Raw genomic sequence first — 12517 nt, forward strand, 5'->3', positions numbered from 1 at the left:
CTTAATTGGGTTTTGTTAACGCTCGAATTTTGATCGATAGCTTACGTTCGGTCAGACATTCTGCACGATTAACCTGCAATAAACGCACAGTGACTCGACCGATCGCAGTTAGAGGTTCGATTGTACCACTTTCAGTTTGAAGTTGAAAATGGTCTTCCCAGCTATCTTTTCGAGGGTTCTAAAGTCGAACCACTTCATCTGTTTCTGGATCGATCGAGGCAATGTCGCTGCCTTTATTTTTGTTACAAATTGAGCAACACAAAGCCAGATTATTTTCAACTGTTTCGCCGCTGTGTTTTTCTGCAATGATCTGGTCTATTGGATGAGACGAGAGGGCGAGTGTTTCTGGGATCAAACAATATTCGCAGTATCCGTTGGCGCGATCGCATACCATTCGTCGCAGACTAGCTGAAACGTAGGTTTTACTCATGCAGCCTCGCTCAGTTTCAGCAGGGCTTGGGCTTTGGCAATGCGTACTAAATGTTCGACAAATTCGTATTCTTGCCACACACGCTGCTCGATCGGCGTGAGTCCTTCTGTGCGGTTTTTCTCTAATAAAGTATCGATTTCAGCTTGAAGATCGTCGGATAAACGCAGGGCTAATATTTCTTGTGGCGAGGGTAAACTTGCTATAAATTCTAATATCTTCGTGAGTCCCGAAAATCCGCTTGAAGGATTGGCTTCGACTTCCCTCAATCCCAGCATCAAAATCTGTGGTAACTCATCTTTGAGAGTATCTAGCCGCAGTGCTAGTTCGTCTGGAATTTGAAGAGTAATTGTTGCCATTTTTTTACTCACGGACGCTCTCATTGAATCCTAGCACAATAGACGACGGGAATTATAATTATATAGTGTCGTTATTGGATAGCGGTGGAATCTCAGGAGCAGTTATAGTCACGATTTTACCATCACGCCAGATACTAATTGATTGTCCTAGTCTGCAGTGTTTTTCATATGCTTCGGCAATTGCTACTTTCACACCTGCATCAATTTTTTCATATAACTTAAGGAGTTCTTCTTCAGTCATTTGATTCCTAACCTATGCTCCATTCTCTTCAAAAAAAGCTTCTAAATCCCGATCGCCTCTGATAATTCTCATAATTTCAATTCCATCGTTCGCGATGCGGTAAAAGATAATGTAGTTTTGCACAGGAATACCGCGCAAGTAGGGGCGAAGTTGACTATAAGTGCGTCCCATCAGAGGAAATTCTGTCAAGTAGCGGCATTTTTTAGTGAATTCATCGATGAATCGTTCGCCTGCTTCAACGTTGCGTGCGACGAAATAGTCAGCGATTTCGTCAAGGTCGCGAATCGCTTCAGGTGAGATGATATATTGGCTCATCAGGGATTATACCGATCGAGCTTTGTGAAATTTGGCTCTAATTTGAGCGATCGCCGTTTCACCATCCACTCCTTCACCGCGATCGAGTTGTGTGGCGGCGATGTCGATTTTGGCGCAAACTTCTTCTACCCAGCGATTGTATCGATCGCGTTTTTCCAGCAGCCGTAGCGCGTCAGCAATGATTTCGGTAACGTTGGTATAGCGCCCGCTAGCGAGTTGGGCTTGGATGAGTTGTTCTTGTTCGGGGGTGAGGGTGATACTCATAGGTAAAGATCGGCTGGCTATTGTTTTATTGCAGTTCGGGGGGATTGCACGTTTGTCTCTATTCTATTCTAATCTAATCTATGACTGATGCGTTACGTTGCACTAGCAATACCTACTACTATTTATCGATCACAATCGCTAGTTCGTCGCGAATTTGAATGGTAATTCTTGCTATTGTTTTTAGTCACTGATGCTCCGATCGAATCATAGCACAATAGAAGCGCGATCGCCCTTATTGGAGAAATGCAGTGTGCGATCGCCCCGCGCGATCGGGTAAAGGTGCGATCGCCCTTCCTGATTTTAGTCGCTTCACGCTACCAATCTGTTGAATATTGGCAAAATTTTAGTTTGAGTTGTTATCGTCGAGGTCTAGATTTTGTATTGATAGTTCTGAATCTGGTGAGGTTGGTATTCGCAGGTTTATAAAAAATACTATTTGATTTTTATCTATATTTATATTCGTTACATTAACAACACAATTTTCAGGTAATAAATCTTTGACTGGTAATTTAGCAGACGACTGAGTTTTATATCCAGCATCCTCAAGCCATTCAGCAATATTTCTCCAGTTTTCTATTTTTTCAACGCCTTTACCCAGAAAGGCTTTAACGTATTTATAAATAGAGGCACACAGGTCAGTTTCAACACCCTTGGGATTCTTTTTCAGCTTTTCGGCGATTTCAGCGGGACTGAAGCCACAAAGCAACCCCCGCAGATGCAGCTTTTCTACGGGGGTGAGAGGCTTTCCCTTAACGGCGGCCAAGTCCGAGTACAGAGTTTTTAAGTCCCAGCGGCTTTCGGCTTCGACGAAGCGATCGTTTGTGGATGCCATAGATGGGTGTCTCTAAATTTCCTGATGGAATTCTAACATAACTCCTGATATATGTCAGGTTATTACCATACTCAGCTAGCGTATGATAAGTGAAGGCTAAAGCGCAAATGATTCAAGTTATAAGTCAAAGAGTTGGTGGGAGGGCTTTTGAGCTATTACTGACTACAGTTAGCGATCCGACAGGGGAGTAAGGCTGAACTTTGGTAAATTTCTCGCTTAACTGTGTGATTAGTTTTGAGGTGCCGGAGAACGTTTTAGTCGAACGACTGAAAAAACGGGCTATCAAAGAGGGGCGTACTGATGATACCCCAGAAGTGTTGCGTAACCGTTTATCGCCTCCTCATCCCCCAAAGCGCCTAGCTCTGCTTAAAGCGATCTCACTAAACTGAGGAAAAAGTCAAACCGAGGAGGGCTATTGAATCCGTCAGATAACTTTCCTTGTCAATTATTAGCATTAATTGCCTATATTTCCTAAGAAACAGATATTCATCGTCAAGGATTTTTAGCAATGAATTCAGATCAACAATATGTATCGAAGATACACATAGCCCTTTATCCCCGATGGGCTTATACAGGCGGTTCGATTTCTGCAACAGTCAAAGGAAGGGAGGTGACTCTTCAAGGTTATCAAGAACCCAACGATGAAGAGTGGAATTTGATTGTTAATAAAGTTCACACTGCCTTGGGATTTGAACCAAAGATAAAGTTCTGTAAGCTAGATGAGAACCCATCAAATCTGGGCGAAAAAGTAGATAAAGCTCCAACACCCAATCAACCGGCGGCAGAAAGTATCAGGGGCGGAAAAGTAGATAAAGCTTCAACACCCAATCAATCGGCGGCAGAAAGTATCATGGGCTTGCTGAATTTTGTGATCGACGCTAAAAAAGCTCTTGACAAAAAATCAGCCAAAGACATTGAAATATTAAAGAGCTTCTTGAAAGATTGTCAAATAACAATAGAAAAAGGGACTCAAACTGTAGGAGGAGGGGTAGGAGATACAACTAAAAAGGTATCTCATTTGCTTAATGAAGCAACTAAGGGAGTAGGTAAGATACCAGCCTCTCTCAGGAATACAATAATGACTTTATGGGATACAACTTGGCGCGATCGCCTATTCTATAATCTTACCCAAGGCGTTGACCTGGATAAAGCTAAGGATACTGTTAAAAAGCTAAAAGCAGTTTATCCTAGCGAAAAACCTAGCCAGATTGGCAATCGTCTCATTCAGGAAAAAGCAATTTTTTCAACAGCGGTAGCAGCATTGGGTGTGGGAGCCACGATAATAAGTGGTGGTTTAGCTGCACCAGCTACAGCATTAGTTGATTTTTATAATAGCAGCTTACTATTGGTAGAACTTTGCTATCAGATTTCAGTTGTGTATGGATTTGACGATATCGACGATCCAGCACGTCAAACAGAACTTTTAGGAATTTTTAGTCTCGCTCTTAGTGGTACAGAAGCTACCCAACTAGGTCTAGGATTTTTGTTCAAACATACTCCAATTGCTAACTGGACAATTAGCGCTTCCACTAATGTATTCGTATTCAATCTAGTAGGCTATACAGCTTGCCAGTTCTATGAAGCCAAGCTCAAAGGAATGGCTAGTCCAATAACTTCCGAAGAGGATTATTCATCTTTACTAGAAAAAGTCAAGATTTGCTCGAAGGACAGCTTATCACAAAAAACAGTTTTCGACAAAATTGTTGCTCAAACTGCTGTCATATTGCCTAGTCTTTCTGAGGCTTGAGCGGTATAAGGAAAGAGCAATTCTCGGAGAGCGATAACTGCGATCGCCCTTAATCTCCAAAAGAGTGATCGCCCTTAATCTCCAAAAGAGCGATCGCCCTTAATCTCACTCAAAGAAACCGGGTTTTTTACCGAATTTACGGTGTGTAACCAAGTATTTCGTAAAAAAACCCGGTTTCTGGGCCCCCATCGTCCAGGACTATTAAACTAGATTTTAGTTGATCTCAATCAATTTCTTTGGTCAAGTGCGATCGCCCTTCATGTCCAAAAGTGCGATCACCCTTAATCTCACTTCCCTTAATTACAAAACAAACTCGGCTCTACATGAAAAAAACTCCCCAGAATCAAGGCCAACTCTTTACCAATATCTCGATCGCCATTAACCACTTCATACACTTTTTCTTCAGAACCCATAAGTCCCACCAAATCCGCAGCTTGTAACTCTCTTTGTTCCATCAAAAACAGCAATATTGAACGAGGCGTAGCTGTGGCTCCCGGTGCATAGAATTCTTGCTCAAACTTTTCAATCAATGCAATCAGCAATTCATATAACTCGTCTTCTTCAGGAGTGCGATCGCCCCGGTGCATTAACTCTTCCACCATAGCCAGAGCCTTCTCATTATCCGCTTCATTTCTAATTATTTTAGGCTGATACAGAGACAATAACTCTTTGTATTTATCTGGATTAAAAGTAAGGGTCATTTTTCCATTTCTCCTTATCATACTCAGCATGGGTGAGAATATATTTGATATAAATTAATTGGGTTTGATAATCAATACTAACGATTAATCGATAATTATTACCTTTGATATTAAAAACTGTAAACCCCCCAACTGCTTCGGCTTTAGGAAAAACAGATTGTACCTCAATTAAGTTAGACCATTTAGCCTTGCTAGCAATTTTAAACCAGTTATCCAAAGCTTCCCCGCAATCAGCATGAGTTTCGCTGTATTCACGCACCCGTTTGTAGCTGATTATGTGCATCTACTATACGCAATTTAAACTAAATTTTAGTTTAGCTCAACCAATTTCTTTGGTCAAGAGCGTGAAGCGCAGCTATCCCGTAGGGAATCGCCCTTAATCTGCAAAAGGTAGAATAGGCCGGAAAGCCTGTTCCTAGAACCCCATTTGTGGAACAGACCGGAAAGCCTGTTCCTAGAACCGACAAAAAAACAGACTCTTTGTGGAACAGGCATCTTGCCTGTTCCTGACAAAAGGCCACACAAATTACGAATCTCGATCGAGCTTCAGCACAGCCATAAAAGCCTCCTGTGGCACATCCACAGTACCCACAGACTTCATCCGCTTCTTACCCTTCGCCTGCTTTTGCAGCAACTTTTTCTTCCGCGAAATATCACCGCCGTAACACTTCGCCAACACATCCTTCCGCAAAGCCGGAATGTGTTCCGAAGCTATCACCTTCGCGCCAATTGTCGCTTGAATCGGCACCTTAAATTGATGACGAGGAATCAATTCCTTGAGTTTTTCAGTCAACCCGCGGCCAACATTATAAGCCTTATCGCGGTGTACGATCATTGCCAAAGCATCAACCGGATCGCCATTAATTAAAATGTCCATTTTCACTAACGGATTTTCGCGATAACCGATGAGGTGATACTCCATGCTCGCATAGCCGCGCGATCGCGATTTCATCTGATCGAAAAAGTCCGTCACCACCTCCGCCAAAGGCAACTCGTAAACCAGCGTAGTTCGGCCTTGACTCAGATACTTCATATCCATAAAAATGCCCCGCCGACTTTGAGACAGTTCCATCAGCGCGCCCACATAAGTTTCCGGCGACAGCATTTCTACCCGCACATAAGGTTCCTCAATTTTCTCGCGATACTGAGGATCTGGCAAGTGGCTGGGATTGTCAATTGTTAACACTTCTCCTTTAATTGTTGTGATTTGATAAACCACAGAAGGAGCCGTAACAATCAAATCCAAATTGTATTCTCTCTCCAGTCTTTCTTGCACAATTTCCATGTGCAGCAAACCCAAGAAACCGCAGCGGAAACCAAATCCCATCGCACTCGAAGTTTCCGGTTCGTAAGAAAGCGCCGCATCGTTGAGTTCGAGTTTTTCTAAAGCTTCCCGCAAATCGGGAAATTGGTCAGCATCGATCGGGAACAAGCCGCAAAAAACCATCGGTTTTGCTTCTGTATAACCCGGCCAAGGCTCCGGTGCCGGCTTTTTGACCAAAGTAATCGTATCGCCGACGCGAGCATCAGCTACGGCTTTAATTGCCGCGCCCAGATAACCCACTTCCCCCGCGTGCAGTTCGTCTACTGGAACTTGAGTCGGTGAAAGGATGCCCAATTCATCGATGACATATTCCTTACCCGAAACCATCAACAAAACTCGATCGCCCTTTTTGACACTTCCGTCCATCACTCGGAAATACACAATTACCCCGCGATAAGGGTCGTAATAACTGTCAAAAATTAGCGCCCGCAGCGGTTTGTCCACAGTATCCTGCGGCGGCGGCACCAATTCGACGATCGACTCCAAAATTTCATCAATACCAATTCCTTCCTTAGCCGAAGCCTCAATCGCCCCGCTACAGTCCAGACCGATAATTTCTTCAATTTCCCCTTTTACCCGTTCCGGTTCTGCCCCCGGCAGGTCAATTTTATTTAAAACTGGAATAATTTCCAGATTGTTTCCCAAGGCAAGGTAGACATTGGCCAGGGTTTGTGCTTCTACGCCTTGAGATGCGTCTACCACCAGCAGCGCCCCTTCGCAAGCAGCGAGCGATCGCGACACCTCGTAAGAAAAGTCCACGTGTCCGGGAGTGTCGATCAGGTTGAGCACGTACTGCTGACCGTCCTTGGCAGTGTAATTCATCCGAGCCGCTTGCAGCTTGATCGTAATGCCGCGTTCGCGTTCGAGCTCCATATTGTCTAAAAACTGCTCCTTCATCTCCCGTGCTTGCACAGTCCCAGTCGCCTGCAACAGGCGATCAGCCAAGGTGGATTTTCCGTGGTCGATGTGAGCAATAATCGAAAAATTACGAATGCGAGATACAGGGACGTTAGTCATGTTTTTTATCGAAGAGCTAATCGGCAAAGGATACTTTTTGTTGTATGATTACACAAGCAAGAGTCGAGTGCTTACTTCAACCTCTTACTGGGGATTGAGATGAAACCACAACTCAGGCAAACCTCAAGAGTATCAGTTATTAGCCTTTCAAGTGTCCGACCGAGCCCGGACACCCAAAAGGAAAAAACTTTTCTCTCTCTCATTGTACAGAAAGCGGTTAAGCGGTTGAGGAAAGGTTGGGTGCAAATCAGGAGTTCAAATATCTAGTCCAGTCGGTTGTCATCAAAAGAATTGAAACTTAAGAATTAAAACTAGGATTTTTAAACTATGAGCGAATCAAGAATACCTTCCCACAGTTCGTCAGAAAAAGTCGAACTGTCCATCCATATCGATCCTGAACTGCTAGACCAAATTAAGCACTTGACGAATGACCCCAGCAAAGTCATTGAAACAGCAATCAAGCAGTGGCTCAGAGGCGAGCGCCGCGAAGACGAGCTGGCTCTGGGTTTGCGCCGCAACCCTCCAGTCCCGCCCCGCGGTGAATGGAACGACTGAGGTGCTCTCGCCCCAGACGGCGCGCGCAAATCTGCAGGCTGTGAAATTTAGATCGCCCCCGCGAACTCCTGCAGATTTCGTGGCTAAAGCTACAGGTGGTGGGCGAGTGAACTCGGCTAAATCACAACCTCGGAACTATTCCAGGTGAGAGAAAAAATGCGTGAGCCATTCCCCGACTAGAGTTGTTCGCAGCCTCATATTTTGGCGTAATTTTCACACTTGATAGTTAATCGGTGCAGATTCCTAATTTCTCAATCTTAATTTTTATTTTTAAATTACCCAAAACGGCTGAGAACGAATAGTTTTGAGTTTTGAGTTTAGTTCAGAATTAAATAATTAATATTTTCTGAGTTCATTAATTACTCAAAAGTCAATAGTAGAAGCATAAAATTTTTGCAAATTGTGAGTTTTGAGCGATTAATGTTTTAATTAAAAAGTTAACAACTTTTTAATTGATTAATAACTCACAAATTAACAGTAGAAACCCCAAACAATGGGGAGTCTTGAGTTCTTTATTAAAAACTCAAGACTCCAAAATCCGAACTACTTTCATCCCCTACTCTGATGGACTCTAACACAGATTTCCGGCGATCGAGCCTCGCCTCTACAGTTTTTTTTCAAGAGTTAGGGGCAGAATTAGTATTTACCCAAGACGCCTCTGGTCGATATCTATCTTTTTATTGGCAAAAAGCCGAGCAGTACAACCTTACAGCAGAACAAATTGTCGATCGCCCCCTCAGCGAAACCCTGCAACCCATCCCCCCTGCGCCTTATCTCGATATCCTGCGGCGGGCGCTCGAAACCCTCGTACCGCAAAGGTTCAGCTATCAATTTTGCCACGCCGGACAATATTTTCTCTTCGATTTGACACTCACTCCGGCGATCGACTCAAACGGCAAAGCTACAAAAGTCTTAGTTATGGGAAGGCTGCTGTCTGACAAACCCACAGACAGACGGCCCGACTCCCCAGAATTCATGCTCTATCGACCTTTGCCATCCCCCTTGGACGCCCGCCAACAAATGTCGCTTCCAGCGAGCCGTATCCCCGGTCGATCGCTCCCTCCCTACTCGGAAATCGACCGTAAAGTCATCTCCCAAATCGCTCAAAACCTGCACAAAACCCTCGATTTAGATACAATTTGGCAGCAAACTGTTAACAGCTTGGGTCAAGTTTTGAACGCTAGTCGCTGCATCATCTGTTCCTACAAAAAAGACAGCGAAAATATCGAAACATCCCCCTTCCTTGCCTCGGAAAATCAGCAAAAATCGACCGCAGCAGCAGCCGAATTACAACAGTCAATAGCTAGCGACCCCTCGCCCCCGCTTTCGCCCGCTCAAATCGAAAATCTCCAATCGAAAACTTTTAAAGTAGTAGCTGAGTACCGCCAAGAAGCTTACTCTTCTATGCTGGGATTAGAACTGCGCGCAGCCGAACAGCCAGGGTGGATTCAAACTTTAGCCACCTTAAAACCAGTAGCAGTCGATTACGCCTCCCCCGTTGCCGATCCCTTCCACCGCCATTCCGTACTCGTAGCAGCTACCTCCTATGAAGACCAACCCAATGCACTGATATGTTTGCACCGCTGCGGCAGTTCGCCGAAATGGAGTCCAGTCGAACTCGAATTCGCCCGCGAGTTAGTCGCTCAAGTCGGCAGTGCGATCGCCCACGCTACACTTTACCAAGAATTAGAACAGGCCCGCGCCGAAGCCGTGGCTCTTTCCCAACTTAAAAGTCAATTTCTTGCTAATACTTCTCATGAACTCCGCACCCCCCTCAACGGCATCCTCGGCTTCCTAAAACTGCTTATGGACGGCATGGCAGATGACCCCGAAGAAGCGCACCAATTTATCGAAGAAGCTTACCGATCAGCAGTACATTTGTTCAATGTGATTAACGATATTTTGGATGTCGCTAAAATCGAAGCTGGCAAAATGGAGTTAGACCTCGCTCCCGTCAAACTCGGTGAACTGTTGCAACAAGTTGAGGATTTTACACGGGTTCAAGTCGAGCAAAAGCGATTGCAATTTCAAATCCAAAAACCCGCTGTGGAGGACGAGATTATTTTGTATGGCAACTACCAACGCCTGCTTCAAGTAATCTTGAACCTCACGGGCAATGCGATTAAATTTACCGGGGAAGGGGGAATTCGCATCAGTGCCGAAGTTATTAAGAAAAAGGTGACTGTTCACAACCAGCAGTTCCCCGGAATGGTGAAAATCCGAGTTGCTGATACTGGCATTGGCGTTTCTCTCGACAAGCAAGATAAATTATTTGAGTCGTTTTTTCAGGTGGATGGCGATCGTACCAGGCAATACGGCGGCACTGGTTTGGGATTGGCTATTTCTCAAAAACTGGTAGAAGCAATGGGGGGTACAGTAAATTTTTACAGTATGGGCGAAGGACTCGGCTCGACGGTTACTTTTACTGTGCCGCTTTATCAAGAACCACTATTTAAAAATTAATTATCCGTAATTGATCATCAGTAATTGGTCATCGGGACGTTGAAATAATCAGGAATCAGGAATCAGCAAAAATTAAGAAGCAATAGGGAATTAGGAATCAGAAAAAAACTGCTATAGCGGTTCTCAACTTTTGTGAGGTACTCGCTAGCTTTCTTACCAATTACCAATTACAAAACTGTACCTTACTCACTGAAAAATTGCTATATTCCTGTATTCGTAAGTTCTGTTTAGTGAATAAAGGTCATCGATAATTGGTAATGATCTTACAAACACAGTTCGGCAGCATCTCATATTTGTAAAAACACTTCTTTTTGCTCCTTCCTTCTGACTCTTTCCTCCTGGCTCTTGCCTCCTGTCTCCTGCCTCAAAACTTCAATTTCTAGCTTCGCTGCAAAAGTGAAATGCTCCCCACAGTTCGATCGCCCACCAGCGTATAAATTTTGACTTTTATCCGTCACCAAGCTCCCTCCTTGGGAGTTTTGGACTCCTATTGATCACCCACGCCACTTCCGATCCCCACCCAGAATTGGCATAAATCAAATCCGGGGGATACGGATAACTGCTCATCTTTAATCTGTCTGCTGGCAGTTCACACCTCCTCATAAACCCCCACAAACCGCCAACTTTACAAGAACTTAATGCCTACTTTTAGGACTGATTCAGCTTCCCAATCCCCTACTGTAAACGGAACTTACCCCGCGAATCGGGGTACTTCCGACTGAAAGCATTACCGGATAAGACTTTCCAACATCAAGGAAAATCCTTACATGACTACAAACCGTTGAAACCTTTATGTGGCGGGGATTTGGGCCGATCTCAGTCTTGAAACCTATTTTACCAAATTTTTTGGCGACCGCCACTCATACATGACTACTTTTTTTTCGTTCTGAAATGCCTATATCTTATATACATCAATGCTTTCAGCCGACGGAAGTACCCCCGCAGGGGGTAAGTTCCGTGTAAAGGATTTTTAAGAAAACAGGACGCTCTCCCTTCTATTTGAAAATCATAAAGATCTTGTAAAGACAGCGCAACTACTTAGTAATTTTTGAAAGCGTGTGGCAATATTTAAGTAGAATTACGTAATCCATAAGTCGGACAGCGGCAGCTTGGCAAATTCAGTAACTCCCTGCTCTGTTGCCGGAGTGGTAAACTTTTGCCAGTGTAGTAGAAAAAGGGTTGCTATGAATCAGCAAATATCAGCTCAATCGCAAAAGCTTTTACTTCAAATTGGCAGAAATATTCGTCGAACATTGGATCTCCATACCATCTGGCAGCAAACAGTTAACAGTCTGGGAGAAACACTAGGTGTCAGCCGCTGTATCCTTTGTCCCTATGAAAGTTCTAGCCTGCAAGTCAAAGTAGCTGCTGAATACTGCCAAGAACCATTTTTACCGATGCTGGGAATGGAAATCTCGCTCACAGCAGCACCTCATTTCCTTCAAGCTTTAGCCACCCTCGAACCGGTGGTAGTAGACTCCTTTGCAGCCAATGACCATTTTGGGCCGCAGTCGCTGCTAGTCGTGGCTACCGCTTACCAAGAGCAACCTAACGGCATAATTAGCTTGCATCAGTGCAAGGGTCGATCGTCGGGGAAGGGTAAGACCGATCGACCTTGGACTCAATGCCAGATCGAATTCGCACAAGAACTTGCCGAGCAAGTAGGAAGTGCGATCGCCCTCGCCACCCTCTACCAAGAGCGCAGCAAGCGAGTACAAGGACTATCCCAGCTCAAAAAGCAATTTTTGTTGAAGGCGTCCCACGAGCTCCGCACTCCCCTAAATCACATCATCGGCTATCTACAACTAACCATAGACGACCAAGCTGACGATCCGATAGAGGAGAGAGATTTTATCCAAGAAGCTCACCGTTCGGCTATCCACCTTTCTCAGGTAATTTCCAATATCTTAGATTACATTGAGTTAAGTGAAGCTTGCCAAACTCACGCAGAGTTAGCCACTTTCAGGAGTCAGGAAAAATCTGGGCATCAGTAAACCTTCTAGTGGTTTATTTAACAAGTCTAATATTTACGGTGTTCACAACTTTTACTCTGGAAAAAGCTGACACTTTATCGATAGATTCCCTAAATAAATTCGGTAGCTGGTTCATCAATTATTTTTAGGGAATTATAGTTTTACACAGTACAGCATAGCAACTACTATAGTTATTTCAAATAAAAATGAGACACTAACTTGCACAATAAGCGCGAATAATCTCATCAAGAGATGTGGCAGAATGCGAATACATTATAGCTCTCTTTAATGCACTAAAA

At 44.2% G+C, this 12517-nt stretch carries 14 protein-coding genes; 4 read left to right on the top strand and 10 right to left on the bottom strand.

What is annotated here, in order from left to right; translation table 11 throughout:
• Positions 1–178 precede the first annotated feature (178 nt).
• From NDI35_RS27445 to NDI35_RS27470, 6 genes are all read right to left on the bottom strand, one after another.
• On the bottom strand, positions 179–430 hold the full coding sequence (locus NDI35_RS27445; RefSeq protein WP_445315467.1) for an HNH endonuclease: 252 nt from the start codon (positions 428–430) through the stop codon (positions 179–181).
• Positions 427–786, bottom strand: a complete 360-nt coding sequence (locus tag NDI35_RS27450; protein ID WP_445315468.1) for a hypothetical protein — start codon at positions 784–786, stop codon at positions 427–429. Before NDI35_RS27450 ends, NDI35_RS27445 begins: the two co-directional genes overlap by 4 nt.
• A gap of 58 nt (positions 787–844) precedes the next feature.
• Entirely contained in the window at positions 845–1027 is a 183-nt protein-coding gene (locus tag NDI35_RS27455; protein WP_445315469.1) for a hypothetical protein, read from the bottom strand.
• Positions 1028–1039: 12 nt separating this feature from the next.
• On the bottom strand, positions 1040–1342 hold the full coding sequence (locus tag NDI35_RS27460; RefSeq protein WP_445315470.1) for a type II toxin-antitoxin system RelE/ParE family toxin: 303 nt from the start codon (positions 1340–1342) through the stop codon (positions 1040–1042).
• A gap of 6 nt (positions 1343–1348) precedes the next feature.
• The gene (locus NDI35_RS27465) at positions 1349–1606 is read right to left on the bottom strand and encodes a ribbon-helix-helix domain-containing protein (protein ID WP_333199092.1); all 258 of its coding nucleotides are present in this window, start codon (positions 1604–1606) and stop codon (positions 1349–1351) included.
• A 343-nt stretch (positions 1607–1949) separates the two neighbouring features.
• On the bottom strand, positions 1950–2438 hold the full coding sequence (locus tag NDI35_RS27470; RefSeq protein ID WP_445315471.1) for a helix-turn-helix domain-containing protein: 489 nt from the start codon (positions 2436–2438) through the stop codon (positions 1950–1952).
• A gap of 508 nt (positions 2439–2946) precedes the next feature.
• On the opposite strand from NDI35_RS27470, the gene NDI35_RS27475 reads away from it, so the two are divergent.
• On the top strand, positions 2947–4185 hold the full coding sequence (locus NDI35_RS27475; protein WP_445315472.1) for a hypothetical protein: 1239 nt from the start codon (positions 2947–2949) through the stop codon (positions 4183–4185).
• 296 nt (positions 4186–4481) lie between these two features.
• On the opposite strand, the gene NDI35_RS27480 is transcribed toward NDI35_RS27475, so the two are convergent.
• From NDI35_RS27480 to lepA, 3 genes are all read right to left on the bottom strand, one after another.
• Complete coding sequence (locus NDI35_RS27480; RefSeq protein ID WP_445315473.1) at positions 4482–4886, bottom strand: helix-turn-helix domain-containing protein; 405 nt, start codon at positions 4884–4886, stop codon at positions 4482–4484.
• On the bottom strand, positions 4870–5169 hold the full coding sequence (locus NDI35_RS27485; RefSeq protein ID WP_445315474.1) for a type II toxin-antitoxin system HigB family toxin: 300 nt from the start codon (positions 5167–5169) through the stop codon (positions 4870–4872). The genes NDI35_RS27480 and NDI35_RS27485 overlap by 17 nt, the downstream gene beginning before the upstream one ends.
• Before the next feature lie 243 nt (positions 5170–5412).
• On the bottom strand, positions 5413–7227 hold the full coding sequence (lepA, locus tag NDI35_RS27490; protein WP_445315475.1) for a translation elongation factor 4: 1815 nt from the start codon (positions 7225–7227) through the stop codon (positions 5413–5415).
• Between the two features lie 327 nt (positions 7228–7554).
• Between lepA and NDI35_RS27495 the strand changes: the two genes are divergently transcribed.
• Together NDI35_RS27495 and NDI35_RS27500 are read left to right on the top strand one after the other, a co-directional pair.
• Positions 7555–7782 carry a type II toxin-antitoxin system CcdA family antitoxin gene (locus NDI35_RS27495; RefSeq protein WP_190740850.1) on the top strand — a complete coding sequence of 76 codons (228 nt, stop codon included), beginning with the start codon at positions 7555–7557 and terminating at the stop codon, positions 7780–7782.
• Between the two features lie 564 nt (positions 7783–8346).
• Positions 8347–10245 (top strand): ATP-binding protein, encoded by a 1899-nt coding sequence (locus NDI35_RS27500; RefSeq protein ID WP_445315476.1) that lies wholly within the window; start codon positions 8347–8349, stop codon positions 10243–10245.
• A 287-nt stretch (positions 10246–10532) separates the two neighbouring features.
• On the opposite strand, the gene NDI35_RS27505 is transcribed toward NDI35_RS27500, so the two are convergent.
• Complete coding sequence (locus tag NDI35_RS27505) at positions 10533–10703, bottom strand: hypothetical protein (protein ID WP_445315477.1); 171 nt, start codon at positions 10701–10703, stop codon at positions 10533–10535.
• Positions 10704–11429: 726 nt separating this feature from the next.
• Between NDI35_RS27505 and NDI35_RS27510 the strand changes: the two genes are divergently transcribed.
• Complete coding sequence (locus tag NDI35_RS27510) at positions 11430–12239, top strand: GAF domain-containing sensor histidine kinase (protein WP_445315478.1); 810 nt, start codon at positions 11430–11432, stop codon at positions 12237–12239.
• The last annotated feature ends 278 nt before the right edge of the window (positions 12240–12517 follow it).

The organism is Microcoleus vaginatus FACHB-2002, assembly GCF_040004035.1.
In the GTDB taxonomy this organism is placed as follows: Bacteria; Cyanobacteriota; Cyanobacteriia; order Cyanobacteriales; family Microcoleaceae; genus Microcoleus; species Microcoleus vaginatus_C.